Raw genomic sequence first — 24,859 nt, 5'->3', positions numbered from 1 at the left:
AAACTCCCGGGGCTCCGACAGATCAAATTTTTTAATGATCAGGAGAAAGTTTAAATGATACGAGTGGTAATTTTTGATGTTGATGGCACGCTTATGGATACGAATTATTTACATGTAGAGGCATGGGCCCGTGCTTTTTCGGTAGTCAAGCATCCCGTTCCGCGTGCCGCAATCCATCGTCAGATTGGTAAGGGGTCGGACTTGATGCTGGGTGCGCTTCTTCCGGATGAGGCCTTCCACGGACGGGCTAATGAATTACACAGCCAATTTTTTGACGAGTTGAAAGATCATACCTATCCTTTGCCTGGAGCAAAAGAAATCCTTGCGACCCTCTCATCGCAAGACATCGGCATCTGGCTGGCGACGAGCGCGAAGTCTGAAGAATTGGAACATCATGTTCAAGCACTTGAGGCGAAGGATAAGCTGGCCGGGCTGGTGTCGTCGGCGGATGTAGACAGTGCGAAACCCGCACCGGATATTTTTCAACTAACTCTGGAGCGGGCTGGATGTTCCCCGAAGGAGAGCATTGTGGTCGGGGACACGATTTGGGACATTCAATCCGCTCAAGGTTGCGGGCTTCAGACGATTGCGGTCAGAACAGGAGGAGCCTTTAGTCGAGAGGAACTCCATGCGGCTGGAGCGGTGGCTGTATACCAGGATTGTGCAGAGCTTCTGGCATCCGGGTTTCCCACTACATTTGAGGCGAGATAGGAAGTTGGGGGTTTTCTGGAAACATCACGAGTCAGTAAGGGAAAAAAACTGTTCCCGACGATCGGGGGAACATCGCTGACGTCACCTGTCCCCACGTCGGGTAATCACCCGATAAAGCCAGAGAAACAGGATGGCCCCGATAACGGCCATCACAAACCCGACGGGATCGTCCTGCCCATACATGCCGACCATTCGCCCGAGCATCCCACCGAAGAGCGCCCCAATGATACCGATAGCGACAGTGGCGAGAAACCCTCCAGGATCTTTGCCGGGCATTAAGAGTTTTCCAACTACTCCCACAATTAACCCAAAGACGATCCAACCGATGACACCCATACTTTAACCCTCCTATTTAATGATTGGGTCTACCGGTTCTTTTGGGTGTCCCGATTCTGCTTTAACCAAAAGACCGACCTGTTCCTGATAATTTTCACGATAAATTTGGAAAACCGCCAGCGCGATCCCAAGCAGAATGGGACCCAGAAACAATCCGATGAAGCCGAAGTAGGCGAGTCCCCCCAACGAGGCGAAGAAGAGAAACAGGACCGGCAAGTCCGCTTTCGATCCGACCAGAAGAGGTTGCAGAATATTATCCATGAGCCCGACCAATCCGATTCCAATGCCGATCATGACGATCCCCTTCCATACAGGCGCGGTCAAAAAAAGATATATGGCGACCGGACCCCAGACGAATGCCGTGCCTCCGAACGGCAGAAGAGAAAAGAGTGCGCTCAGAGCTCCCAGAAAGACGGCAAACGGGACGCCCAGCGCCCCATAGGTGAGACCAGCCGCGAACCCCTGTGCCAAAGCAGTGAGCATGGTACCCTGAACGACAGCCACCATCACATGGTCCAGGCGTTCCATGATTGCCGCCTTATAGCTTTCCTCGATAGGGAGGGCTTCGTAAAATGCCTGATAGAGATGATGGCCGTCGCGAAAGAGAAAGAAGAGAGTAAACAGAATCACAAATAAATCCATCAGGAGATCAATGGCGTTTTTGGCCAATCCTCCGACGCTGGACAGGAGGACCCCGCTCACCGCCTTCCCTCCTTCAACCAGAGATACTTGGAGATCCCCATAGGCCACGATAAATCGCCCCAACAATTCTTGGGAGAGATTGCCGATGAGAGGCAGTTTTGCAGCAAGATCAGGAAGCCTACTCAAACCTCCTTCCTGCACCCACGTCATCGCGAGCTGATATGCATTGATGGTCTCTGTAATGACTAAAAAGAGAATATACGCTATTGGCAACACGGCCACCAACATGACACTCAGTGTGCTGAGAGCCGCCGAGGCCGTGGTCCTGTCTCCCAGCTTACGGGTCAGCCACTGATAGAGAGGATAGAAGAGACGAACCAAAATCATGGCCCACAAAATGGGTGTCATGAAGGGGGCAAAAATTAGGGCCAGCACGTACAGCAGGAGGGAACACAACAGAAGGAAGGCCGCTGAAAGAACTTGTGGAGACATTTATGGTGATGCCGCAAAGGGTGAGGGTATCGACACACCTGAATTCGTCCGTTTGGTCGAGGAGGAGGAAACAATGATCATAATGAGGAGTACCTGCATGTTTTACCTCTGTAGTGTAACACTTACCGTCTGTTTAGTATTCGAATTTTTGAAAACTTCTCAGGTTGAAGTGTAGTCAGGCAAATCTCACTCCTATTCATGATAAGAACCCGCCCGTGAATTTATTATAGACAAATCACTAAGCTCAACTTCTCAAGTATCCACATCCCTACTCGTAGACTCATAGAAAACATAGCGGTTTTGACGGATGTTTTTAGAAGGTAGGACCTGAATTTGTCTGTTGAAACATCTCTCGCGATTATTGAAGTATGAAAAACGATCTCAACAAGCCCTGAATCATTCATCATTTCGCAAATTGGCGATTATTCTCAAATTATTCTGAACTTCATGTTTGTTTCCTTTCTCCAGGCGCTTAATGCATCACAGAATGAAGGTGTGGTTGGGTCCTCCTCTGCCGCAATGGCAAATTTCTATCCCAAGAGGAGCACGGCTTTTTTTAGTCGCTGGATACATTCGGGTATCGCCTGAGACGGTGATTGTGCTTTTCCGGAGAGGTCCACTCTGTTGGTCGGTCCCTCGAAGCAGTCAATGATGAAAATAAAGACAGGATGTAATGTTATGCACTTCAGATTTAATTCAGTAATTATCGTATTCCTCATCATTGGCGCATGGAGTGCGCGGTTTGAACCAGTGTGGTCCCAGGAGCCTGTGGATAATCCGGAGGTTCCCACAGATTCACGACCCACCGATACACCACAGGAAATTGCGGTGGGAGCGGACAAGGTTGAAGACAGGCTTATCACGCAACGGCTTACGGAGGTTTTCCAGAATTTGCCGGAGCTTGCCAATGTCGACATCGCTGTGAAGGCGGGGGTGGTACGTCTGACGGGGCATACTTCCACCAAAGAAGCCCACGAACAGGCTCTTGACCTTGCCGGACGCGTGGATGGTGTGGTCAACGTGACAGATGAAATCACACAGAAACGGGAAGTCCGTGAACGGTTGACCGTCGTGCAGGAAAAAATGATTGACCAACTCAATAATTTTATCTCCTATCTGCCACTCCTGATCATCGGCTTCACGGTATTTCTTCTATTCTGGTTCCTCGCATCCTTTATGACCAAATGGGATAACCTGTATGAAAAGATTACTCCACATGCGTTTTTACAATCATTAGCCAAACAAATCGTCAGAGGGACCGTCATATTTATTGGCTTTGTCGTCATGCTCGAAATCCTGGACGCCACGGCTCTTTTGGGAACTATTGTTGGTGTAGCCGGAGTCATGGGTCTGGCCATAGGTTTTGCCCTCCGGGACACGGTGGAAAACTACATTGCCAGCATTCTGCTAAGCATCAGACAACCGTTTCGGCCACTGGACCAAATTGTCCTGGAAAATTATGAAGGCCTGGTCATGAAACTGACATCGCGGGAGACTATTCTCATGACGCTGGATGGGAATCATGTACGCATACCGAATGCGACGGTGTACAAAGGCATTATTCTCAACTATTCCCGGAATCCAAAACGGCGTTTTTCCTTTGAGGTCGGTATCGATACCGCTGTCAATATCGAGGCGGCGTTGCAATTGGCTATAAAAACTCTAGAGCAAACCTGCGGGGTGATTGCTGATCCTCCGGTCCGATGCGCGGTAGACAAATTAGGCGATTCGAATGTGATCCTGAAAATGTTCGCATGGACGACCCAGGATCAATACGACTTCGGAAAGGTAAAAAGTGAAGCGATTCGGGCGGTGAAAGAGGCCTTTGATCTGGCCAATTATGAAATGCCCGAACCCATCTATCGTCTCAAGATGCAGGGGTATTCCCCTCTTGATGACCAGGCCGTTTTTGACCATACCGATCAAAAACGGGCTGGTCCAGCACCTGCTGTACAGTCAGGTGCTCAGGCCGATGTCACCAAAGATAATCATATTGTTGAGCAAATTTCGAAGGATCGAGCAGACAATAAGGAAAGGGATTTACTGAACTCATAGATTAAAAAGACATGCTGCCCGTCAACCTGGCGGGAGCAATTACTATGTGGTCCCCTTTTTTTTTATTGCGCTTGAAACACCAGAGGAAAAAATATGAACAACAATCGGCAACCAGAAGTTGTGGTCATCACAGGGGCCTCTGCAGGTATCGGTCGGGCTACCGTGCGGGCTTTTGCTCAACGGGGTGCGCGTCTGGGTTTGTTGGCTCGTGGTCAGGAGGGGTTGGAAGGAGCTCGTCAGGAGGTTGAAACGCTTGGGGGGCAGGCTATCGTGGTTCCGACAGACGTGGCCGATCCCGAGCAGGTGGAAAATGCCGCAGTCTCAGTAGAGAAGGCGTTTGGCCCGATCGACATTTGGATAAATAACGCCATGGTCTCAGTGCTGTCACCGGTAAAGGACATGCCCGTCGAAGAATTTCAGCGTGTGACGAACGTCACATATCTCGGATATGTGTATGGAACCTTAACGGCACTCCGGCGTATGCTGCCCAGGAACCGTGGGGTCATTCTTCAAGTCGGCTCCGCTCTGTCTTATCGTGCGATTCCGCTTCAATCGGCCTATTGCGGGGCAAAGCATGCGGTAAAAGGATTTACAGAATCGCTCCGATCGGAACTGATACATGATAAGAGCAAGGTCCGCATCACCATGGTGCACCTGCCGGGAGTCAATACCCCACAATTTGGGTGGATTAAAAGTCGCATGCCCTACCATCCTCAGCCGGTTCCACCGATATATCAGCCGGAGGTGATGGCAAGGGCCATTGTTTGGGCGGCGGATCACGATCGGCGTGAATTATGGGTTGGGGTGCCGACGGTCAAAACCATTGTCGGAGAAAAATTCATTCCGGGACTACTGGATCATTATCTTGCCGACGTGGCCTATAGTGGACAACAAACAAATGTACCTGTTGATCCCCATCGTCCCAATAATTTATTGACACCTGTTGCGGAGGACAGAGGAGCTCACGGCCCATTCGATCATCGTTCGAGGTCATCCAGTCTTCAGCTCTGGGCTTCCATGAATCGGAGGTGGTTGGCGGTGGCGGGGGTGGGGGTCGGATGTCTTCTTTCCCTGGGATGGGCCCTAAGGCAGTCACAGGTAAATCGATCGTGACTGAATGATTGAACCCCAATACAGCCGGTCGGAAAGCTGATCTGCCTGATGCAAGAACAGCCTCCCGACCTGAAGGCCCCACCCCTGGGCATTGACCATGACAAAGATTAGCCTGCCGCGGCCTGCTTTTTTGCCTCCTGAAACTCTTTTCCCATCTTCTGTATTTCTTCCTTATCCAAGATTTCCTTGGCTTTTTTGAAGATTTCGCCTTCTTCCTCCTTCACATGGTGCAGAACGCTTTTTTTGAGCTCCGCAAGTTTTGAGCTCCATTCCTCGGATTCTGTCCCCATCGCCTCAAGGTCTTCCAAAAGGTTTTCGACTTCCGCATGCTCTTCCGTGGCTTCATTAATCAGGTCTACCATCTCTGCATTTTCTCGGAGGGCAGGATAGAAGACGGCCTCCTCCCCATGGGAGTGAGCTTCAAGGTCATCTTTTAACTGAGAAAATAATTTTTCACGGCTTTTCGTGGCACGTGGACCGGTGGTTTCCAATTTTTTAAATAAGTCCTTTGCCGTTTGGTGATCCTTCTTTAAAATTTGAAAAATGTCCATTCCCTGCTTCCTTTCCGGTCAATGACCGATGATGACTCTCTGAAAAAAAATGATCACTTCGATTGTTTGATGAAGAATAATCCTGTTCCTTCACACACTGAACTAGTAAGAACCCTGGAACGGGCAGGGTATTGCGAATTGGAAAGCAAGAAACGGAGTGCACTCTGTCCCCGACTTTTGTATAAAAGATTGGCATCGGAAAAGGAGCCATGTCAGGAGGGGAGATTTCCTGGTAAATTATGCTTTCAATTTTAGCAGTCTGTCACAGGTAGTGGTCATGAGAAATACAGCAAACCAGGAAAAATGTTCCGTTACAACGCGCCATGATCCCCGGTGGCAAACCGTGGTTTCCCGTGACTCAACAGCCGACGGTACCTTTTATTATTCCGTCACCACCACCGGAGTGTATTGCCGCCCGTCCTGCCCATCTCGCGTGCCGCGGCCTGAAAATGTCCGGTTCCATGCTTCATGGGCAGATGCCGAGAAGGCTGGATTTCGTCCCTGTAAGCGATGCACGCCTCACCAGCCCGGATTACAAGAACGATATGCGGAGAAAGTCGAAGCAGCTTGCCGGCTCATCGAGAATTCGGATCATGTGCCCGGCCTCAAAGAGTTATCAAATCATGCAGGACTAAGCCGGTATCACTTCCATCGGGTGTTCAAGGCGGTAACGGGATTGACACCGAAAGGATACACGGCGGCGCATCTGGCAAAACGGGTGAGGTCGCACCTAAACCACAAAGGCACCGTGACGGAGGCTATTTACGAAGCCGGGTTCAATTCTAACGGAAGATTTTATGAAACATCCGATGCTGTTCTGGGTATGACGCCTTCCTCATATCGTGCCGGTGGTTCCGGGATAGATATCCGATTCGCCGTGGGGGAATGTTCTCTCGGATCAATCCTCGTTGCCACAAGTGAGCGCGGTGTGTGTGCGATTCTTCTGGGGGATGACCCTGAGCAACTGACGCGCGATTTGCAGAAGCAGTTCCCTCAGGCTCATTTCATCGAGGGTGATGTGGATTTCGGATACCTGGTTGCCACAGTGATCGGTTTTGTTGAAGCGCCGGAGCGGGGGCTGGACCTGCCGTTGGATGTGCAAGGTACGGCGTTTCAACAACGGGTCTGGAAAGCATTGCAAAACATTCCCGCCGGCTCGACGGTTAGCTATGCTGACCTCGCCGCGAGCATCGGTGCGCCGAAAGCGATTCGAGCGGTCGCCAGGGCCTGCGGCACCAATGCAATAGCTGTGGCGATTCCTTGTCATCGTGTGGTGCGCACGAATGGCGAACTGTCCGGCTATCGTTGGGGCATCGAACGAAAACGAGTGTTGCTTGAACGTGAGTCACACACATGAATGGGAGCGGGCAGTCAACATCTCCCGTCGCGTTGCCTGCGACTATACTGGAACGAGTCAACGCGATTGATTGGGGACAGGTCTCAGGCGATCTTGACGCTGAAGGCAGTGCCGTGACCGAGAGGCTCCTCACTTCGAAAGAGTGTGAGAACTTGGCCATGGTGTATTCCCGCCCTGAGATATTTCGTAGCCGCATCGTGATGAGCCGTCATAATTTTGGCCGTGGAGAATATCAGTACTTCCGGTATCCGCTTCCTGATCTCATCGAACAACTTCGAAATGCGACATACCCCCATCTTGTGCCGGTTGCAAACCGGTGGAATGCGGCCATGGGCATTGAGATTCGCTTTCCAAAGAGGCATGAAGATTTTCTGGCCCGCTGTCGTCACTCCGGTCAGGATAAGCCAACACCATTAATGCTCAAATATGAAACTGACGATTACAACTGCCTGCATCAGGACCTCTACGGCGAACACGTGTTTCCGCTTCAGCTTGCCATTCTTTTATCTGACCCTCAGAAAGACTTCACGGGTGGTGAATTTGTGATGACCGAGCAGCGGCCACGTATGCAATCCCGGCTGATTGTGGTACCGATCCGACAGGGCGATGGTCTGATTTTCGCGGTTCATCATCGCCCTGTGCGAGGGGGAAGGGGCTGGTATCGTGTGAACCTCCGGCATGGGGTCAGCCGCGTTCGCTCAGGGCAACGCTATACGGTCGGGATTATATTCCACGACGCCAAATAAACCGGATGGAGAATCCCCTCCAAAACGGGATTCTTTGGCCCGGACATTGAATATCCTTGCCGGTTCTTAGCCGCCGGCCATGGCCCCGACAATCAGAAACGGTTCTTCTCCGGTTGTGATCGCGTCGGGTAACGGGGCGTCCGGTGGTTCATGGGACAGATCCTGCCCGCAGGCAAAGTACCTGATAAATGGTCGGCGTTGTTGTGTCACCTGGTCACGAATTGTTCCCCGCAACATCGGGTAACGGGTTTCGAGCGCGTTAAGCACGGCGTGTGGGGTGGCAGGACCCTCCATCTCCAGGTTCACCTCACCGTCGATACGTGCAAGTGTCCGCAAATGGGCCGGAAGAATCACTCGAATTGTGCTCACGGTAACGCCTGGACTTCGACTGATAATACGGGTGGAAGATCCCGGACAATGGGCATCCAGCTGTCTCCCGAATTGGCCGAGGCATATACCTGTCCGCCGGTAGTGCCGACATAAATCCCGCAGGGGTCGAGTGAGTCGACGGCCATGGCGTCTCGCAAGATATTGACGTAGCAGTCCTGTTGTGGCAATCCTTTTGTCAGCCCTTCCCATTCGTTCCCGCCTGTTCGACTGCGGAAGACGCGCAGTTTCCCCCCCGGCGGGTAATGCTCAGAGTCGCTCTTGATCGGTACCACATAGATGGTCTCCGGCTCATGGGCATGCACGGCAATGGGGAATCCGAAATCGGAGGGCAAGTCTCCACTGATTTCATGCCATGACTCGCCTGCGTCATCGCTACGCATCACATCCCAGTGCTTCTGCATGAAGAGCACATTCGGGCGCGACGGGTGTTTGGCGATGCAGTGCACACAGTGGCCGACTTCTGCGGTTGGGTCGGGAAGTTCATACGGGGATTTCAGTCCGCGGTTGACCGGCTGCCATGTCCTGCCTCCGTCCTCGGTTCGAAACGTGCCGGCTGCCGAAATGGCGACGAATATCCTTTCCGGATTGCCGGGATCCAGAAGGATGGTATGCAGGCACATTCCCCCGGCACCGGGTTGCCACAGGTGTCCTTTAGCGCTGCGCAGGCCGGGAAGCTCCTGCCATGTCTGTCCGCCATCGGTGGAACGGAAAATGGCCGCATCCTCAACGCCCGCGTAAATCGTGTCTGGATCGGTCAGCGATGGCTCCAGATGCCAGACACGCTTGAACTCCCAGGGGTGTTGCGTGCCATCGTACCATTGATGGGTGGTGAGAGGTTGTCCCGTTTCCGTTGAGCTGTCATACACGAACTTGTTGCTCTCCCCCTTGGGCGTGCCGTCCGGGGCCGTGGTCGGTTCGCCGGGTGGTGTCCCCGGTTGAAACCAGGTTTTGCCGCCATCATCCGAGCGTTGAATGATTTGCCCGAACCAGCTGCTCGATTGTGATGCATACAACCGATTCGGATCGGCTGGAGATCCCTTTACATGATACAGCTCCCATCCGCCAAAGTGGGGACCATGAACGTCCCACTTCTTGCGTGTGCCATCCGACGTCAGCACGAACGCACCTTTGCGTGTTCCAACAAGCACTCGTACTCCACTCATACCTCACTCCTTTCTGAAAATTAGAGCAATCACCGTATAAAGTTTTCACTACTAATGAGAGCCTATTCCGTCCATAAATTAATCGTGCTAACCGTTGTGATCGAGGCGTCGTGACCTACTATTGTTCGTAAACCTCCTGTAGGCGTTTGATGTTGAGCTTCTTCATTTGCCCGATAGCACCCATGACTCTATTTGTTTTCTCCGGATCCGGGTCTTGCATCATTTCGCTCAGCACAGTGGGAACAATTTGCCATGACAGACCATACCGGTCTTTCACCCAACCGCATGGTCCTTTTTCGCCACCTTCTGAGAGTTTCTCCCATAGCTCGTCTACCTCTCCCTGGGACCCGCAATTGATAATAAATGATACCGCTTCCGTGAACGTGAAATGCGGCCCGCCGTTTAACGCCATAAATTCCTGCCCGTCAAGTTCGAATGTCACGGTCATCACCGATCCCTTGGGCCGTCCGGACATCTTTGCGCCTTCATCGCCATAGCGGGTCACATGTCCGACCTGAGAGTTTTTGAAAATCGACACATAAAAATTCACCGCCTCTTCAGCCTGGTGATCGAACCACAAACACGGGGTAATTTTCTGCATCATGTTTTGCGCCTTCGCTCAGCGTGAATATGATCTGTTTGTCAACTTTGCGACCTCCCGGATGTCATTGTACTCTTACCGGCATGTCCCTATTCCGTTGGCAAACCTCCGATCTCTAAAACCGGTCGGATTTCGACCGTGCCCACCCGGGCCCCCGGGATTTGTGCGGCGATGTCCATTGCCTCATCCAGATTCTTGGCTTCGATAAGAAAGTAGCCGCCCAGTTGTTCTCGTGTTTCAGCAAACGGACCATCGGTGATGAGCCGTTTGCCGTCTCGTATCCGGATGCTGGTCGCCATAGTGACAGGATGCAGAGGAGCGGCCGCAAGATAATTCCCTTCAGCTTTGAGCCGGTGTGCAAGGTCCGTAGATTCTTTGTAACACTTTTCACGTCCGGCCTCGTCCCATGCCTGATCGGTTCCGTATATCAACAGCATGTATTTCATATGAATGCCTCCACTAGAACGAATGAATGGTAATGCTCAAATGAGTCCTAAGTCTTGCCAGGCAAAAGGGCGACCGATGCGACAGATCGCAACGGAAAGTTTTTTCGTCCCGCCATGTGTTCCTCTACTGCTTTCTGGTATAGGTGATCTTGATGATCTTCATTTCTTTGCCGCCGTGATGAGTCCCAAACATATCAAACGTCTGGGTGTTTTGGTCGATAATTTTCCAGACCGCCCGATGCGACATCTGTCCACCGCCCGGCTCAGGATGGGATCCATTCAGCGTAATGGTCTTACCATCGTCGCTCGCCGTCCCTTCCATGATGAAAATCCCCGTCCCCATCGTATCCATCCAGGCCGTGACATATTTCTTGGTGATGTTGTCGTAGGCGTCGATGCCAATCCCTGAGAATGGTTGTCCCATCATTTGACCAGTGTAGGCTTGGTAGAGATAGCGTCCGTCCAGTAACATTTTCATTTCTGCGGTCCCGGTCGATTCTGTGGGAGGCTTGCCCGGTTCCATCCATTCTTTGGATTTGGTCGTCCAGCTCCCGGCAAGGCCGGCAAACAACTTGTGCGGTTCCCCGGGAGCTGCCAGCTTCTTGTACATCTCCATCATGGCTTGTGGGTCCATCGCCTTTTCTTTGTCCTTGTCTGTAGCGATCACTGGAATTGCCGTCAGGACCATACAGAGACAAGCGAATGTGAAGGTTGTAAAACGCATAGATGCCTCCTTGTCGTTTGATAATGAACACGGTTGAGATAAGCATGTCATGCTGTGAGTGATTGTCCACAGGTTACTTTTATGAAGATAATTTTTTGCGTAGGTGCTCCTCTTGCTCCCTCAGCTCAGGCGTGAACTCCGGTCCGAAATCCTCCGCCTCGAAGAGTTGGCGAATCTCAATCTCGCCTTCTTTGTCGTCACCTGCAGGATTCGGACAGCGCTTGACCCAATCGATTGCCTCTTCTTTCGAATTCACCTGCCAGACCCAATAGCCGGCGATCAGTTCCTTGGTCTCGGCAAAGGGTCCGTCGATCACTGTTCGCTTGTTTCCTGAAAACTGCACCCGCGCGCCTTTTGAACTCGGGTGGAGCCCATCTCCTGCCAGCATGACGCCGGCGTTTATCAGTTTTTCGTTGAATTTGCCCATCTCAGTAAGAAGTTGCTCGCTCGGCATCACGCCGGCTTCTGAGTCCTTGGTTGCCTTAACAATAATCATAAATCGCATCACCCAACCTCCTTGGCTTTAGTACATTGAACTGAATTAAAAAATAGCCTTATCCGTATTCTATTTATTTGTCGAACGGGGGCTGGCGAAATCGACATATGAAAAAACCCTGTAGTTGCAGCTCTGCCACCATGTGTTTCTGATCATTGAGCCACAAGACATCTTGGACAGAATTGAAGGGGAGCCTTTCCTGATCATTAACATTCCTCAGTCGGCAGGCCGGAGATCTCGATCAACGGTCGCACCTCGACGGTGCCAATGCGTGCTCCTGGAACCCGCAATGCGATACGGACAGCTTCATCAAGGTCATTGGCATTGATCAAAAAAAATCCGGCCAGTTGCTCGCGTGTTTCTACGAATGGACCGTCAGTCACCAATGGCTTGCCTTTACGCACACGAACGATGACAGCCGTCGACGCCGGATGAAGCGGCGACGCACTTAGATACTGTCGCTTGGTGTGGAGCTGGTGTGTGAGTTGCACGGATTCCTCAAGCATCTCCTTGCGGATGGCCTCACTCATTTTGCTGAATGCGTTTTCGTCATGGTGTACCAACAATAAATATTTCATGTGTATGCCTCTATCAGGTGGTTATGCGAGGAACGACCCTATCGATTTTTTCCGATCTCATTTTTCCTCATAAAAATCTATGCATGGTGCCAAGATTCCGCTTCTATCCCTTGCCCAAGCAGGTCCCTCACCGGCCGAACCTCCATACTCCCGAGTTGCACTGATGGAAACTTGGAAGCGATCTGAACAGCCTGGTTGATGTCTCTGGCCTCGATCAGAAAGAATCCGCCGATCTGTTCCTTCGTTTCGGCGAAAGGGCCATCGGTGAGAGACACTCCGCCGTTGCGGACCCGCACGGTCATGGCCATCTCGACCGGTTCGAGGGGGTTGGCCAAAAGGAGTTGGCCGTTCTGGCGCAGTTCCTCGCAATAAACCATGGTTGCCTGCATAAGATTATCCCCCTCGCTCTTTGATAGGGAGTCCCACTTTTTTTCTTCCATGCAACAAAAGAGAAGAAATTTCATGGCTGCCGACCTCCGGATAGGTGATGAATTGGTTGTGTTATCAGTTAGTCGTTCGGGGGGATCAAATTCGACAACGGTCATGATGAATTCCGGCGGCGCCATGTGCACGCTAGGAATTGAGATCTTCCCAATGTTCCCAACAAGATATTGGGGGTGCCCATTGATCCGGTCACGAAAAATCGGAAAAACTCCGGTTGTACCTATTGGTACAGATAGGGAGGGGGATTACTTGCGATCCTGCAACCCGGCCAGCCGTTGTTCAAGAAATCGCCGTTCGGGCTTCTGCTGAGTGAGGCCGAGAGCCTGTTTGTATGCGGCCTTGGCTTCTGCAATTCGGCCCAATCGCCGGCAGAGCTCCGCCTTCGCCGAATGTGCCAGGTAATAATTCGTGAGATCCCCCCGTGCGAAAATTGCGTCGATGAGGGCAAGACCTGCCAGGGGACCGTCACGCATGGCCACAGCGACAGCGCGATTCAGTTCCACCACAGGGGAAGGAGACGCCTGCATCAACAGATCGTAGAGTGACACGATTTGAGGCCAGTCCGTGGCTGTGGGATGTGTGGCTTGGGAATGGAATCCGGAAATCGCGGCCTGGATGGTATAAGGGCCGATCTGGCGTGAAGCAAACGCCTTTCCTACCAGGGCAACCCCCTCCGCGATCTGATCCCGGTTCCACAACGAACGATCCTGGTCCTCAAGCAGAATGAGATCTCCCGTCCGGGAGATGCGTGCGGCGCGGCGGGAGTCATGGAGCAGCATTAAGGCCAAAAGTCCCATCGCTTCCGCGTCCGGTAATAATTCCATCAATAATCGTCCCAGTCGAATAGCCTCTGCCGAGAGGTCACGGCGTGTGAGAGATTCCCCCGAAGAGGCAGAGTATCCTTCGTTAAACACGAGGTAAATCACCCGCAGCACCGCATCCAGACGGTCGGGTAATGCGGTTTCAGAAGGCACCTCATAGGGTATGCGTGCTTTTCGAATCTTCGCCTTGGCGCGAACGATCCGCTGAGCCACTGTGGGCGGGGATGTGAGAAAGGCTTTCGCGATTTCTTCCGTCCTCAGGCCACAAACCTCCCGGAGTGTCATCGCCACCTGAGCTTCTGATGAAAGAGCCGGGTGGCAACAGGTAAAGATCAGACGCAGCCGGTCGTCGTCGATACTTTCATCCGGATTTTCTTGAGCATCATTAATGCGGGTTTCCAACTGCGTGGCGAGTTCTGCGAGCGAGGCATCAAACCTGGTCCGTCGCCGCATCCCATCGATGGCTTTGAAACGGCCGGTCGACACGAGCCAGGCTCGCGGATTGTCCGGGATCCCATCCCTGGTCCATTGTTCGACTGCGACTGCAAACGCCTCGTGCAACGCTTCTTCAGCCGCATCAAAGTCGCCGAGCAGGCGGATTAATGTCGCGAGAATCCGACGCGAGTCAGTGCGGTAGACTTCTTCCACCACCTCCCGCACCTGTTTGGCCGGTCTGTCACTCATGATGGAGAGGGCCTCACGTTGAGAGGCACGGAAAGACCACCGAGGTATGGCGCGCGCGTTCGGGGTAGCGATCGACGCTGCTGAGGGGTGATGAGAGAGGATGTTGTCCGTTATTCTGCTTCAACCGTGACCTCTGTTGTCACCGAATTGGCAATAAAACATTCGCTGTGAGCGTGCTCATGGAGAGCGTGTATCTGTTCCTGGGTCGGTAGAGTCGGCCCCCCGAATATCACTCGAGGATGTAAGGTGACACGTGTAATCGCCAGCTTTTTGCTCTGATTTTTTTCCAACAATCCAACAGCATGATCACTATAGCGATCCACAACGAACCGTTTCTTGGCTGCCATCGCCAGGAAAGTCAGCATATGACAGCTCGACAAGGCCGCCACGAAGGCTTCCTCAGGATTGACATAAGCGGGATTCCCCCGATAGGCCGGTGCGGCGGATGCAGGAACGCGAACACCACCTTCAAAGACCAACTCGTGGTCTCGAGTATACGACTCGTACGAAAAGTCCTCTGATTCCCTCTTCCATTCCAGTGTGATCTTATGCTCAGACATTGATCAACTCCTTTCGAAAACGTGACAATCTTAGCTTGATGAAGCGAACTTACCTGTGCGCGGACGATCGCAAACGCATCCGGGAACTTATGCGCATTCGCGGTATTAGATTTCCAGGCGATTGCCGCTGGGATCTTCAAAGAAAACAGCATAATAGCCATGGTCTTCGTAAACCGGCCCTTCGACATTTCGCGCGCCAGTCTGGATGGCAATCGCAGCCAGCTGATCGACCTTGCGGATGCCGTCGGCCCAAAACGCGATCCGATTTTCATTGGGAACGTGTTGTGGCGATTCCGTCACCCCGAAAAATTCGGTAGCCCCATCCGTTCCGGCCGCCTCATACGTCACCCACCCCTCAATGCCGGTCCCTTGCGTGAACCCGAGCGCCGGGAAAAGTATTTCATAACCAGTTTAGCCTCGGCGAGGTTCCGTACGCGAAGGTCAACATGATCAAAACAGCGTCGCATCAACCTATACCCTTCATTTCGCAGTAATTCCCGCTGTTTTCCGTACTCGGGTATTTCCCCTCATTCGCCCACTATTATTGATGTGTAATGTGTGCATCCAAATATGAGGCCGTTCGTCTGAAGAAAATGTCCGCCAGACAATATTTTCATTGTACCGGTGCCTGGAAGTTCCATGGGAAGCTGGTCGGATTCTACCAAGCGGGCCGCCGGCTCTGTTTTCAAGAATGCATTCATAGTGTATTTTACCCGAATGACTCTTACTTCCGCTCAGCCGCAGAGTCGGCAACGGCAATGGCTTCAATCTCAATCATCGCGTCTGGAGAATAGAGTGAGCGGACTTCCACGATGGTGTCTGCCGGATATGGAGCCGTAAACCGTTGACCGCGAAGTTCAACGATTTTATCGAAATGGGTCATGTCGGTCAGGAAGATCGTCACCTTGATGACGTTCCGTAGGCCTGATCCTCCCGCATGCAGTACCCGCTCGAGATTGTCAAAAGTTTGTTTGGCCTGGACATCAAAGTTGCCTGCGCCAACGATTCGACCGCTCTTATCGATGGCAGTCTGACCTGAGATAAAGAGCAGATCCCCGACCCGATACCCCTGTGAAAGACGATAGGGCTCGTAGGGATCGGGATCGATCCGGATTTGTGTGATGTTCATCGTACCACCTCCTTATTGCTGTCGAAAAAGACCTCAAAAAACGTCTTGGCGCTGCGATTGCCCATTCATGACACACGAAGATGATTCAGTATATCTAATCGGAGGCTATCCATTTGGCCTGGTATCGGTGCGTCGAATCGTCTCACTCTTGAAGGCAGATCCAGATTTTCTAAACCGACCTGATTATCCCTCGACACGTCCAAGATCGAGAGGTCTGTGAGTCGTTGTTGAGGGTCACTCTTGGCTCATTGACCCAACACCTCTCGCATAGTCTCTACCAGGTTCCGCAGTGCCTGTTCACTGTCTCCCACAAATGCGGATCCATGCATAAGGGCCAACTGTTTGGGTTGTTGATCTGCGAGACCGTGCAGGAAGTGGTTTTTCGTCCCTCATCAGAAAATGATTGAATCGGAGATTGATTTCCGGAACATAGATCGAAATTGAATAGTGACCGGGAGCGATCTCCGTCACTCTGGCTGAGCCCTCCTCCTGTCTCCTGCTTCGCTACATTGAACATCGAAAAATTTTGAAACCTGGAGCCTCGCAAATATGCTCCCTTAAATGATTGAAAATATCACGTAGAAGATCTCTTTCGCATAGAGTATTTTCAGTCCTCTGGTGCGTGCATGTCCATTGGATTTGTTTGACAAAGCCGAGATTAATTATTAGGGTAAGTTTTCCTATCCTCTGGACATTATTCCCGTCTACAATGGGCCAATTTTTAAAAAGATTATCCCTGGTGAAGATTTCCTCTTCAAAGGGGATGAGCCGGGGATGCTCGTATTTGTGTGTGATCGTCAACAATCACATGTGGGATAAAAGCATTTCAAGATGATAAACAGGTTGATGAGCAGATGTGCGGAATTCTTGGACAGATAAATTTCTCCGGGTGTCCTGTGGACCCGAAAGACTTGATGGCCATGAATGCGACAATGGGCAGTCGTGGCCCTGATGGCGTGGGGTTGTACGTACAAGGGCGATTGGGATTCGGGCATCGACGCCTCAAAGTCATTGACTTGACCCAGGCGTCCCAGCAACCCATGGTGGATTCCACCTTAGGGCTTGGTGTTGTGTTTAATGGGGCGATATACAACTACAAGGAATTGCGACATGAGCTGGAAGGGAAAGGCTATACCTTTTTTTCCCAGGGAGATACGGAAGTCATTCTCAAGGCCTACCATGCGTGGGGAGAAGGCTTTATTCACCGCTTAAATGGGATGTTTGCGTTTGCCATTTGGGAAAGAGATTCAGAGCGGGTTGTGCTGGCGCGTGATCGATTGGGAATTAAACCGCTCTATTTTACTGAGACATCTCAGCAGTTTCGATTCGCATCGACCTTACCGGCTCTCTTAGCGGGGGGAAACGTATCCACGGAGTTGGATCCCGTGGCTCTTCATCACTATTTCATGTTTCACGCCGTAGTTCCTGCCCCTCATACCTTGCTGAAAGGCATTCGAAAATTAGCGCCCGGCACCATGATGGTCATCGAGCCAACAGGAGCACGGCGACATCATCACTATTGGCAACTCTCTTTCGAACCGCGTGATGATGAAAGGGGATGGAAGGAACGGGACTGGCAAGACCGGCTATATGAAGTCCTGCGTTTGGCTGTCCGCCGACGGTTGATTGCGGATGTGCCCGTCGGGGTCCTCTTGTCCGGTGGGCTGGATTCGAGCCTTATCGTGGGCCTGCTAGCGGCTGAAGGCGCCACAGGCCTGAATACCTTTTCCATTGGGTTTGAAACGGTGGGAGAGGAAAAGGGGGACGAATTCTTTTACTCCGATATCATTGCCAACGAATTTTCCACCCGTCACCACAAGCTGCCCGTTGATACGACGCACGTTCTGCCTAACCTGCCGGGTTGCATTCATGCCATGGCTGAGCCAATGGTCAGTCACGATGCCATCGGGTTTTATCTACTCTCCAAAGAAGTGTCCAAGCATGTCACAGTGGTCCAAAGCGGACAGGGAGCCGATGAAATTTTCGCCGGTTATCACTGGTATCCTCCACTGTTGAACAGTCAACATCCGGTTGATGAATATCGCCGGGTGTTTTTCGATCGCGAACAGAAAGAATTTCTTCGAGTCATACATCCACGGTTTCACGGAGACGATCATAGTCAGCGTTTTGTGGAGACGCATTTTTCCGAACCGGGCGCTTCTCGACCGATTGATAAGGCTCTACGGCTCGATACGACCATTATGTTAGTCGACGATCCGGTCAAGCGTGTCGACAACATGACGATGGCATGGAGCCTGGAAGCGCGAGTGCCGTTCTTAGATCATGAAGTCGTCGAATTAGCGGCACGAGTGCCGGCGGAAATGAAAATTGCGCAAGGGGGGAAAGGTATCCTCAAAGAAGTTGCCCGCCGGGTGATCTCTTCAGAGGTCATTGACCGGCCCAAAGGGTACTTCCCCGTCCCTGCCTTGAAATATCTGCGGGGCCCTTATCTGGGCATGGTGAAAGAGGCGCTTTTGTCACAGACCAGTCAGAACCGCGAGATCTTTCAGCGGGACTATATTGATGAATTGCTAAAGAATCCGGATGACCATCTTACGCCTTTACGTGGGTCAAAGCTTTGGCAGCTTGGGGTATTGGAACTGTGGCTTCAGTCCCATGGCATCTAAGGATCGCGATGTTTTGAAGGCCACGCAAGCTCTCCACATGACGAGCCCCCGCCAACGACCGATCGGGCCGACGGTCAAAAACTGGGAAGTTGGGCCGGCGACCTACCAGGGCCGGCGAGTGAAGCCAAAAGTAATCCTGGATTGCGGCTGGGGGCGGCTCATTTTTGCCCACACTTTTACAGGGCCCGAAGAGGTGGCTTCCACGCTGATGCAGGAACGCCCCGGGCACCGGGATATTGCCTTTTATTTACGGGATCCTCATGTAGTCCTGGCCCTGCGCCCCCACAAGCTGTTTCTGGATCCATCCCATACATTTCGATTGTGGTTGAGTGATTATCAATCCGTTGCCAATCAAAAATCAGGCATGGTGATCACTCCTATCCAGTCGGAGGCCGATGTCACGGCTTTGAATCGGATCTATGCGGCACGGGGCATGGTTACGGCCGACAGCGATCTCCTTATGAGGAATCGCCGTTCCAAAAAACTCTGCTATTTTCTCGCGAAAGACCAGGCCACGAATGAAGTGATCGGCGTCATCTTAGCTGTGAATCATCGCCTGATTTTTGACGACCCCGAAAAAGGCAGTAGCATCTGGAGTCTGGCTGTTGACCCTCAAACTCACTATCCCGGAGTGGGGGAAGCGTTGATTCGTCATGCGGCCGAACGGATGAAGGCCAGGGGGTGCAACTATGTGGATCTCTCGGTGCTGCATGACAACTATGAAGCCATTGCGCTGTATCGGAAACTGGGATTTGGACGAATTCCTGTGTTTGCGGTGAAAACGCGAAATACCATTAATGAAAAATTGTTTGCCGGCCCCTCACCGGATCAGCGACTCAACCCCTATGCCACCATTATTGTCAATGAGGCCAGACGCCGAAGCATCGACGTGGATGTGCTGGATGCCGAGAATGCCTACTTCCGCTTGACGTTTGGGGGCCGGTCCATTACCTGTCGGGAATCGTTGTCCGAATTGACCTCCGCGATTGCGATGAGCCGTTGTGCGGATAAGACGCTCACCCGGCGCGTATTGAAAGAAGCCGGCTTATCCGTTCCCGCTCAGATGGTAGCCGATGGGCGGAAACGCAATAGCGAATTTCTTGACCAGTATCGATCCATTGTTGTCAAGCCGGCCACGGGGGAACAGGGAACTGGTGTGAGTGTGGATGTGCGTAGGGCCAAGGAAATGGAGTCCGCCATTACCCTTGCCGGCAAATATGGTGGTCACGTTATTCTGGAACAATATGTGAAGGGCGAGGATTTACGCATTGTGTTGATCAATTATGAAGTGGTTGCCGCTGCCGTTCGACGACCACCTCGGATCACGGGGACAGGACATCATACGATTGCCGAATTGATTGATCGGCAGAGTCAGCGACGGGCACGATTGACCGGCGGTGAGAGTCGTATTCCTCTGGACGGAGAAACCAGGCGGTGTATCAAGGAAGGCGGCTATACACTCACAGAGGTTTTGCCCAAAGGCAAAACCATCACGGTGCGTAAAACGGCCAATTTGCATACCGGAGGAACGATTCATGACGTGACAGGAAAACTTCATCCTGATTTAGCCACTGCGGCGGTGGTTGGTGCCAAGGCGCTCGCTATTCCGGTGGTGGGATTCGATTTTATCGTCACGACGGTTTCCAAGCCTCACTATGTCATTATTGAAGCCAATGAGCGACCCGGTCTCGCCAATCATGAACCGCAACCGACGGCGGAACGATTTATTGACCTGTTGTTTCCTCAAACCAAAACGCCCACAAAACTGAAGTAGCCTTTATGGGGTGACAAGGGATTGTATGATCGATTCAAAAATTGACACTCAGTACCTCCTTCATATTCTCCAAAAACTATTGGCGATTCCGAGTCCGACCGGCTATACCGATCAAATTGTCCATGCGGTGTCGGGTGAACTGAAACAATTAGGGATTCCCTTCGAACTCACGCGGCGCGGAGCCATTCGAGCCACCATGGCGGGAAAAGTCAGTACGCCCGATCGAGCCATTGTGGCTCATCTGGATACGCTGGGGGCTCTGGTCAAATGGCTCAAAACCAACGGCCGGCTGGACATTGTGCCAATCGGAACCTGGTCCAGCCGATTTGCCGAGGGTGCCCGTGTGACCGTCTTTTCGGATACCAGTATGCATCGTGGCACCATCCTGCCCCTGAAAGCTTCCGGGCACACCTATGGTGACGAAATCAATACGCAACCGGTGTCGTGGAAGAATCTGGAAATTCGACTCGATGAAACTGTGACGGATGTCAAGGGACGTATCCAACCCTTATCGACCGAGCAGGATCTCCAGGGCCTCGGGATTCATATTGGTGATTTCATTGCCATTGACCCCGCGCCTGAAATCGGTCCCAATGGGTTTATCAACTCCCGGCATTTGGACGATAAAGCGGGAGTGGCCACCATCCTGGCTGCTGCCAAATCCATTCTTGAGTCAGGGGCCACACTTCCTGTGGATTGCCATTTACTGTTTACAATTTCCGAAGAGGTTGGGTCAGGGGCCTCGGCGGTCTTGCATGGTGATGTGGCAGAAATGATCACAATTGATAACGGCACTCCCGCGCCCTTTCAAGCCTCGAGCGAATTTGGTGCGACGATTGCCATGGCCGATTCAGCCGGGCCTTTTGATTATCACCTGGTCAGGCGGCTCATTGCCTTATGCGTGGAACATGACATTCCGTTTCAGCGCGACATTTTTTGCGACTACCGAAGTGATAGTGCGTCGGCGGTAGAGGCCGGGAACGACATTCGGACCGCCCTTCTCACATTTGGGGTCGATTCTTCTCATGGCTATGAGCGGACTCATCTGAGTGGACTCGAGGCCATTGCGAAGTTATTGGTCGTGTATATGCAAAATGAACCGGTGTTTTGGAGAGATCGCGATACGTTAGGGTCCGATAATAATTTTCCTACTCAACCGATTGAAGAAACGTCTTTCCCCCACACCCTCGAGGACATGGTCCGACGCCATGGTGAACCCCAAGATGATCCATAGCGCTCCTCCGCTAAGGATAGACGACAGGATGTTCGATGCACCCCCTTTGGGGATGTTCTCCTCATTTCCCTGTCTGGTTTGATGTCTTCTCGTCCACCCACTTCTGCCTTTCCCCCACCCAATACGACTCATCCACAGTTGACGCTTCGTGCCATTGCCACCGGTATGGTCTTAGGAGCGCTCCTCACCCCCTGCAATATCTATAGCGGGTTGAAGATTGGATGGACATTTAATATGTCCATCACGGCAGCCTTGCTCAGTTATGCGTTTTGGAAAATATTCGAAACCACCGCTCAAACCGAGCGCTGGGGGCTTCTCGAAAATAATATCAATCAAACCACGGCCTCTTCGGCTGCATCCATTATCTCATCAGGGCTGGTGGCTCCGATTCCCGCCTTGGCCATGTTGACGGGCGAGCAATTACCTTGGTCCCTGCTCTCTGTATGGGTCTTTTCCGTCAGCCTGATTGGTATTGTGGTCGCGGTCGGTCTCCGACAACAAATGCTTATTCGTGACCGATTGCCGTTTCCCGCCGGCGTGGCCACAGCAGAAACCGTGAGGGAAATCTATGGGAAAGGGGGGGAAGCCCTGGCTCGCGTGAAAGTTCTTCTTACGGCTGGTGGGATTGCCGGGATCGTAAAAATTTTCAACGAAACTATTCTGACCATCCCTAAAATAGCAACGGGTCTGGCCATTCCACTTAAGGGAGCGCTCAACAAGGCCGGGTTATCCACTGTGTCCCTTTCAAATCTTGGATTCGTTCTCGATCCCTCACTTTTGATGGTGGGCTTTGGGGCCATTATCGGGCTTCGCGCCGGACTCTCTCTGCTGATTGGAGCGATCCTTGCCTGGGGCATCATTGGTCCTTGGGTCTTAACGCAAGGCTGGATTCCTGCGGAACATCTGACGCCGGACGGCTATTGGTTCGGACCTCTGGTGGAATGGTTGCTCTGGCCGGGGGTGACCCTGATGGTCATGGCCTCGCTCACGTCGTTTGCCTGCTCCTGGGGGACCATGGTGACCGGCACCTTGTTTTCTCGAAAACCCCCGGTATCCCTTTTAACCCCGAATGATCCCTTTGTCATTCCACGTCAATGGTTTGTGATTGGACTGTGTATTGCTTTGGTCTTTGCGGTGATGACCCAGATGACGTTATTCAATATTTCCATTGGTATTGCGGTCCTTGCGGTTCTTCTCTCTTTTGTGTTGGCCATCGTGGCGGGACGGGTCTCGGGGGAAACCGGGATTACGCCAATCGGCGCCATGGGGAAAGTTACGCAACTCACGTTTGGTTTTCTCATTCCGGGTAATGTCACGAACAATCTGATGGCGGCCAACGTCACCGGTGGAGCGGCCGGTCAATGCGCAGATCTCCTCCACGACCTGAAGACTGGTCTGCTCCTGGGCGCCTCGCCGCGCTTTCAAGCTCTGGCACAAATTTTCGGAGTGTTAACCGGCTCTCTTGTGGGCAGCGCGGTGTATCTGGTGCTCATCCCTGATCCTCAATCCATGTTGTTAACCATCGAATGGCCGGCGCCTGCCGTGGCAACCTGGAAGGCCGTCGCGGAAGTCTTTCAACTCGGTACAGAGGCTATTCCTCCAGGAAGTCTGTTGGCCATGAGCATTGCGGGTTTACTAGGCGTGGGGATGGTGGTCCTCGATCAATCTGTCCCACCATCCATTAGCCGATGGATCCCCAGCGCCTCGACGATGGGACTGGCGTTTGTCATTCCTGCCTGGAACTCTCTGTCCCTTTTTCTCGGTGCCCTTCTTGGAGCCTTTTTGATGAGGTATGCGAAGACCTGGGCGGAACGATTTGTGATGGCACTGGCCGCCGGGCTTGTTGCTGGTGAAAGTCTCGCAGGTGTCGCCAGTGTTCTGGTTAAAATATTATTTTGACCTGATCCAAATAAAAAGCCCACCGAGATGTTTAAAAGTCGTTATGCCCTAGCTGTGGTCTCACAACTTCCAAGCCGGCTTCTCATTTTTTCTCCAAAAACCACACCTGGTCATGTCTGACCATTCCCAGCGGATATCTGACCTCCTCCTATTGCTCAGAACAGGTTCTGTCGAGAACAAAATAGACAGGGCAAAATCCAGTGAATCCGCTTTGCAACAGTGTGACTCCTAGAATTCCCGGAAGTAACAACCATAAAGGATTCACGTAGTATCCGAGTGCGACGCCTGCCGTAATGAGCGCGCCGGCGATTCCGTCATGGAGTTGGCGTTTTCGCTTCATCTTCCCTCCTCCTGTTTTGTTGAAACATTCGTCTATGGTTTTCCGGGTTTCTTTTTTACCGGAGAAGATTTTTTCCGGGTGGTTATCAATTCGTCACTTTTTTAGTCGTTATGGTTCTTGAAATGAGAGCGCATGGGAGGAGTCTAACTCCGTGTGCTTTTTCGAAAAATACGTATTTTAATCTACTTTTTCTCGTGAATTTAAAGTTGATTAATTGGTAGGCAATGCATTGTAAATAAACAATAATTTCATCATTTACCTCAGTAGATCTCCCGTCTTTTCCGGCAGGTTCAAGGGGTGCTACTCTTTGGGATGCTTTTAGACCTTCACTAAGCAGAATGGAGACCAAGACATGCCTTTCGGCTATTATCACCAGCTTAACGCCAAGGCGAAGCGGATCTATCGGGCAAGCGACAAGGTGTCGGATTTTCAATTGCCCAATGTCTCTGTCGTTCGACCGGTCTTACGAAAAATATTTGAAGCTTTACAGGCCGAGAGTCATTTGCGCACGCAAAAATGGACTCAACGCCTTCTGAATAGGCTAACGAGCCAACTCCATATTCGTCCCATTCGATTTGAATTGTTGGATATCCGACCTTCCAATCCCAGGATGGAACTGTATGGCTTGTATTATCCCATGGAAGGACGGCGGATCCCGCGTATTCAAGTGTGGATGCGCACGGCCAAGCGGCATCAAGTCGTCGCTTTTCGCACGTTTTTGCGCACGTTGCTGCATGAACTGTGTCATCATTTGGATTATGATTGTTTAGGTCTGAAAGACTCTTTTCATACCAAGGGATTTTATGGTCGTGAAGCCAGTTTAGCGTCTCAAGTCTTATCGTTGGTCGATACTGCCGCTTGGGGAGCAGGTCACCCGTCCAAGACGGGAAAAACAAAACGAAAGATCTGATGATGCCTGGTCCCTCTTCAGCCGGTCCCACTTCCC

At 51.9% G+C, this 24,859-nt stretch carries 26 protein-coding genes; 10 read left to right on the top strand and 16 right to left on the bottom strand.

Annotated features, from left to right (window positions below; all coding sequences use genetic code 11):
- The first annotated feature begins 54 nt into the window (after nucleotides 1-54).
- The gene (locus ACTRXD_RS15890; protein ID WP_442432756.1) at nucleotides 55-711 is read left to right on the top strand and encodes an HAD family hydrolase; all 657 of its coding nucleotides are present in this window, start codon (nucleotides 55-57) and stop codon (nucleotides 709-711) included.
- Between the two features lie 81 nt (nucleotides 712-792).
- Here ACTRXD_RS15890 and ACTRXD_RS15885 read toward each other — a convergent pair whose 3' ends face one another.
- Both ACTRXD_RS15885 and ACTRXD_RS15880 read right to left on the bottom strand, forming a co-directional pair.
- On the bottom strand, nucleotides 793-1,047 hold the full coding sequence (locus ACTRXD_RS15885; RefSeq protein WP_442432755.1) for a GlsB/YeaQ/YmgE family stress response membrane protein: 255 nt from the start codon (nucleotides 1,045-1,047) through the stop codon (nucleotides 793-795).
- Nucleotides 1,048-1,059: 12 nt separating this feature from the next.
- Nucleotides 1,060-2,181: an AI-2E family transporter gene (locus ACTRXD_RS15880; RefSeq protein WP_442432754.1), complete on the bottom strand. Its 1,122-nt coding sequence runs from the start codon at nucleotides 2,179-2,181 to the stop codon at nucleotides 1,060-1,062.
- A 678-nt stretch (nucleotides 2,182-2,859) separates the two neighbouring features.
- On the opposite strand from ACTRXD_RS15880, the gene ACTRXD_RS15875 reads away from it, so the two are divergent.
- Entirely contained in the window at nucleotides 2,860-4,236 is a 1,377-nt protein-coding gene (locus tag ACTRXD_RS15875; protein ID WP_442432753.1) for a mechanosensitive ion channel domain-containing protein, read from the top strand.
- A gap of 93 nt (nucleotides 4,237-4,329) precedes the next feature.
- Nucleotides 4,330-5,349, top strand: coding sequence for an SDR family oxidoreductase (locus tag ACTRXD_RS15870; protein ID WP_442432752.1), 1,020 nt, complete (start codon nucleotides 4,330-4,332; stop codon nucleotides 5,347-5,349).
- 107 nt (nucleotides 5,350-5,456) lie between these two features.
- On the opposite strand, the gene ACTRXD_RS15865 is transcribed toward ACTRXD_RS15870, so the two are convergent.
- Nucleotides 5,457-5,900, bottom strand: coding sequence for a hemerythrin domain-containing protein (locus tag ACTRXD_RS15865; RefSeq protein ID WP_442432751.1), 444 nt, complete (start codon nucleotides 5,898-5,900; stop codon nucleotides 5,457-5,459).
- Between the two features lie 277 nt (nucleotides 5,901-6,177).
- On the opposite strand from ACTRXD_RS15865, the gene ada reads away from it, so the two are divergent.
- Nucleotides 6,178-7,257 carry a bifunctional DNA-binding transcriptional regulator/O6-methylguanine-DNA methyltransferase Ada gene (gene ada, locus ACTRXD_RS15860; protein ID WP_442432750.1) on the top strand — a complete coding sequence of 360 codons (1,080 nt, stop codon included), beginning with the start codon at nucleotides 6,178-6,180 and terminating at the stop codon, nucleotides 7,255-7,257.
- Nucleotides 7,254-8,003: a 2OG-Fe(II) oxygenase gene (locus tag ACTRXD_RS15855; protein WP_442432749.1), complete on the top strand. Its 750-nt coding sequence runs from the start codon at nucleotides 7,254-7,256 to the stop codon at nucleotides 8,001-8,003. Before ada ends, ACTRXD_RS15855 begins: the two co-directional genes overlap by 4 nt.
- A 66-nt stretch (nucleotides 8,004-8,069) precedes the next feature.
- Here ACTRXD_RS15855 and ACTRXD_RS15850 read toward each other — a convergent pair whose 3' ends face one another.
- The 12 genes from ACTRXD_RS15850 to ACTRXD_RS15795 form a co-directional block, all read right to left on the bottom strand.
- Nucleotides 8,070-8,372: a MoaD/ThiS family protein gene (locus ACTRXD_RS15850; protein WP_442432748.1), complete on the bottom strand. Its 303-nt coding sequence runs from the start codon at nucleotides 8,370-8,372 to the stop codon at nucleotides 8,070-8,072.
- Nucleotides 8,369-9,556, bottom strand: coding sequence for a WD40/YVTN/BNR-like repeat-containing protein (locus ACTRXD_RS15845; RefSeq protein ID WP_442432747.1), 1,188 nt, complete (start codon nucleotides 9,554-9,556; stop codon nucleotides 8,369-8,371). Before ACTRXD_RS15845 ends, ACTRXD_RS15850 begins: the two co-directional genes overlap by 4 nt.
- A 118-nt stretch (nucleotides 9,557-9,674) precedes the next feature.
- Complete coding sequence (locus ACTRXD_RS15840; protein WP_442432778.1) at nucleotides 9,675-10,157, bottom strand: VOC family protein; 483 nt, start codon at nucleotides 10,155-10,157, stop codon at nucleotides 9,675-9,677.
- An 89-nt stretch (nucleotides 10,158-10,246) separates the two neighbouring features.
- On the bottom strand, nucleotides 10,247-10,603 hold the full coding sequence (locus tag ACTRXD_RS15835; RefSeq protein ID WP_442432746.1) for a YciI family protein: 357 nt from the start codon (nucleotides 10,601-10,603) through the stop codon (nucleotides 10,247-10,249).
- 124 nt (nucleotides 10,604-10,727) lie between these two features.
- On the bottom strand, nucleotides 10,728-11,327 hold the full coding sequence (locus ACTRXD_RS15830; protein WP_442432745.1) for a DUF1579 domain-containing protein: 600 nt from the start codon (nucleotides 11,325-11,327) through the stop codon (nucleotides 10,728-10,730).
- 79 nt (nucleotides 11,328-11,406) lie between these two features.
- Nucleotides 11,407-11,832, bottom strand: coding sequence for a YciI family protein (locus ACTRXD_RS15825; protein WP_442432744.1), 426 nt, complete (start codon nucleotides 11,830-11,832; stop codon nucleotides 11,407-11,409).
- A 197-nt stretch (nucleotides 11,833-12,029) separates the two neighbouring features.
- Nucleotides 12,030-12,401 carry a YciI family protein gene (locus ACTRXD_RS15820; RefSeq protein WP_442432743.1) on the bottom strand — a complete coding sequence of 124 codons (372 nt, stop codon included), beginning with the start codon at nucleotides 12,399-12,401 and terminating at the stop codon, nucleotides 12,030-12,032.
- Between the two features lie 77 nt (nucleotides 12,402-12,478).
- Entirely contained in the window at nucleotides 12,479-12,841 is a 363-nt protein-coding gene (locus tag ACTRXD_RS15815; RefSeq protein ID WP_442432777.1) for a YciI family protein, read from the bottom strand.
- A gap of 249 nt (nucleotides 12,842-13,090) precedes the next feature.
- Nucleotides 13,091-14,350 carry an RNA polymerase sigma factor gene (locus tag ACTRXD_RS15810; protein ID WP_442432742.1) on the bottom strand — a complete coding sequence of 420 codons (1,260 nt, stop codon included), beginning with the start codon at nucleotides 14,348-14,350 and terminating at the stop codon, nucleotides 13,091-13,093.
- A gap of 110 nt (nucleotides 14,351-14,460) precedes the next feature.
- Entirely contained in the window at nucleotides 14,461-14,910 is a 450-nt protein-coding gene (locus ACTRXD_RS15805) for an OsmC family protein (protein ID WP_442432741.1), read from the bottom strand.
- Nucleotides 14,911-15,015: 105 nt separating this feature from the next.
- Nucleotides 15,016-15,258 (bottom strand): VOC family protein, encoded by a 243-nt coding sequence (locus ACTRXD_RS15800; protein ID WP_442432740.1) that lies wholly within the window; start codon nucleotides 15,256-15,258, stop codon nucleotides 15,016-15,018.
- Nucleotides 15,259-15,634: 376 nt separating this feature from the next.
- The gene (locus ACTRXD_RS15795; protein ID WP_442432739.1) at nucleotides 15,635-16,039 is read right to left on the bottom strand and encodes a RidA family protein; all 405 of its coding nucleotides are present in this window, start codon (nucleotides 16,037-16,039) and stop codon (nucleotides 15,635-15,637) included.
- An 854-nt stretch (nucleotides 16,040-16,893) separates the two neighbouring features.
- Between ACTRXD_RS15795 and ACTRXD_RS15790 the strand changes: the two genes are divergently transcribed.
- The 4 genes from ACTRXD_RS15790 (at nucleotide 16,894) to ACTRXD_RS15775 (ending at nucleotide 23,573) form a co-directional block, all read left to right on the top strand.
- Nucleotides 16,894-18,666: an N-acetylglutaminylglutamine amidotransferase gene (locus ACTRXD_RS15790; protein WP_442432738.1), complete on the top strand. Its 1,773-nt coding sequence runs from the start codon at nucleotides 16,894-16,896 to the stop codon at nucleotides 18,664-18,666.
- 13 nt (nucleotides 18,667-18,679) lie between these two features.
- The gene (gene ngg, locus ACTRXD_RS15785; protein ID WP_442432737.1) at nucleotides 18,680-20,440 is read left to right on the top strand and encodes an N-acetylglutaminylglutamine synthetase; all 1,761 of its coding nucleotides are present in this window, start codon (nucleotides 18,680-18,682) and stop codon (nucleotides 20,438-20,440) included.
- Nucleotides 20,441-20,465: 25 nt separating this feature from the next.
- Nucleotides 20,466-21,674: an osmoprotectant NAGGN system M42 family peptidase gene (locus tag ACTRXD_RS15780; RefSeq protein WP_442432736.1), complete on the top strand. Its 1,209-nt coding sequence runs from the start codon at nucleotides 20,466-20,468 to the stop codon at nucleotides 21,672-21,674.
- Between the two features lie 81 nt (nucleotides 21,675-21,755).
- Nucleotides 21,756-23,573, top strand: coding sequence for an OPT family oligopeptide transporter (locus ACTRXD_RS15775; protein WP_442432735.1), 1,818 nt, complete (start codon nucleotides 21,756-21,758; stop codon nucleotides 23,571-23,573).
- A 148-nt stretch (nucleotides 23,574-23,721) separates the two neighbouring features.
- Here the strand turns inward: ACTRXD_RS15775 and ACTRXD_RS15770 are convergent, their stop codons facing one another.
- A complete protein-coding gene (locus tag ACTRXD_RS15770; RefSeq protein ID WP_442432734.1) occupies nucleotides 23,722-23,913 on the bottom strand; it encodes a YgaP family membrane protein in 192 nt (63 codons plus the stop codon).
- A gap of 352 nt (nucleotides 23,914-24,265) precedes the next feature.
- Between ACTRXD_RS15770 and ACTRXD_RS15765 the strand changes: the two genes are divergently transcribed.
- Nucleotides 24,266-24,823, top strand: coding sequence for a hypothetical protein (locus ACTRXD_RS15765; RefSeq protein ID WP_442432733.1), 558 nt, complete (start codon nucleotides 24,266-24,268; stop codon nucleotides 24,821-24,823).
- The last annotated feature ends 36 nt before the right edge of the window (nucleotides 24,824-24,859 follow it).

The sequence above is a fragment of the Nitrospira sp. T9 genome (assembly GCF_052156535.1).
Lineage (GTDB): Bacteria > Nitrospirota > Nitrospiria > Nitrospirales > UBA8639 > Nitrospira_E.
This window is presented reverse-complemented; position numbering and strand designations above follow the sequence as displayed.

What these genes read in the sequence shown, in the direction of transcription:
- ACTRXD_RS15890 (WP_442432756.1), top strand. Translation starts at nt 55, where the DNA reads ATGATACGAGTGGTAATTTTTGATGTTGATGGCACGCTTATGGATACG.
- ACTRXD_RS15885 (WP_442432755.1), bottom strand. Translation starts at nt 1,047, where the DNA reads ATGGGTGTCATCGGTTGGATCGTCTTTGGGTTAATTGTGGGAGTAGTT.
- ACTRXD_RS15880 (WP_442432754.1), bottom strand. Translation starts at nt 2,181, where the DNA reads ATGTCTCCACAAGTTCTTTCAGCGGCCTTCCTTCTGTTGTGTTCCCTC.
- ACTRXD_RS15875 (WP_442432753.1), top strand. Translation starts at nt 2,860, where the DNA reads ATGCACTTCAGATTTAATTCAGTAATTATCGTATTCCTCATCATTGGC.
- ACTRXD_RS15870 (WP_442432752.1), top strand. Translation starts at nt 4,330, where the DNA reads ATGAACAACAATCGGCAACCAGAAGTTGTGGTCATCACAGGGGCCTCT.
- ACTRXD_RS15865 (WP_442432751.1), bottom strand. Translation starts at nt 5,900, where the DNA reads ATGGACATTTTTCAAATTTTAAAGAAGGATCACCAAACGGCAAAGGAC.
- ada (WP_442432750.1), top strand. Translation starts at nt 6,178, where the DNA reads ATGAGAAATACAGCAAACCAGGAAAAATGTTCCGTTACAACGCGCCAT.
- ACTRXD_RS15855 (WP_442432749.1), top strand. Translation starts at nt 7,254, where the DNA reads ATGAATGGGAGCGGGCAGTCAACATCTCCCGTCGCGTTGCCTGCGACT.
- ACTRXD_RS15845 (WP_442432747.1), bottom strand. Translation starts at nt 9,556, where the DNA reads ATGAGTGGAGTACGAGTGCTTGTTGGAACACGCAAAGGTGCGTTCGTG.
- ACTRXD_RS15840 (WP_442432778.1), bottom strand. Translation starts at nt 10,157, where the DNA reads ATGCAGAAAATTACCCCGTGTTTGTGGTTCGATCACCAGGCTGAAGAG.
- ACTRXD_RS15835 (WP_442432746.1), bottom strand. Translation starts at nt 10,603, where the DNA reads ATGAAATACATGCTGTTGATATACGGAACCGATCAGGCATGGGACGAG.
- ACTRXD_RS15830 (WP_442432745.1), bottom strand. Translation starts at nt 11,327, where the DNA reads ATGCGTTTTACAACCTTCACATTCGCTTGTCTCTGTATGGTCCTGACG.
- ACTRXD_RS15825 (WP_442432744.1), bottom strand. Translation starts at nt 11,832, where the DNA reads ATGCGATTTATGATTATTGTTAAGGCAACCAAGGACTCAGAAGCCGGC.
- ACTRXD_RS15820 (WP_442432743.1), bottom strand. Translation starts at nt 12,401, where the DNA reads ATGAAATATTTATTGTTGGTACACCATGACGAAAACGCATTCAGCAAA.
- ACTRXD_RS15815 (WP_442432777.1), bottom strand. Translation starts at nt 12,841, where the DNA reads ATGGAAGAAAAAAAGTGGGACTCCCTATCAAAGAGCGAGGGGGATAAT.
- ACTRXD_RS15810 (WP_442432742.1), bottom strand. Translation starts at nt 14,350, where the DNA reads ATGAGTGACAGACCGGCCAAACAGGTGCGGGAGGTGGTGGAAGAAGTC.
- ACTRXD_RS15805 (WP_442432741.1), bottom strand. Translation starts at nt 14,910, where the DNA reads ATGTCTGAGCATAAGATCACACTGGAATGGAAGAGGGAATCAGAGGAC.
- ACTRXD_RS15795 (WP_442432739.1), bottom strand. Translation starts at nt 16,039, where the DNA reads ATGAACATCACACAAATCCGGATCGATCCCGATCCCTACGAGCCCTAT.
- ACTRXD_RS15790 (WP_442432738.1), top strand. Translation starts at nt 16,894, where the DNA reads ATGTGCGGAATTCTTGGACAGATAAATTTCTCCGGGTGTCCTGTGGAC.
- ACTRXD_RS15780 (WP_442432736.1), top strand. Translation starts at nt 20,466, where the DNA reads ATGATCGATTCAAAAATTGACACTCAGTACCTCCTTCATATTCTCCAA.
- ACTRXD_RS15775 (WP_442432735.1), top strand. Translation starts at nt 21,756, where the DNA reads ATGTCTTCTCGTCCACCCACTTCTGCCTTTCCCCCACCCAATACGACT.
- ACTRXD_RS15770 (WP_442432734.1), bottom strand. Translation starts at nt 23,913, where the DNA reads ATGAAGCGAAAACGCCAACTCCATGACGGAATCGCCGGCGCGCTCATT.
- ACTRXD_RS15765 (WP_442432733.1), top strand. Translation starts at nt 24,266, where the DNA reads ATGCCTTTCGGCTATTATCACCAGCTTAACGCCAAGGCGAAGCGGATC.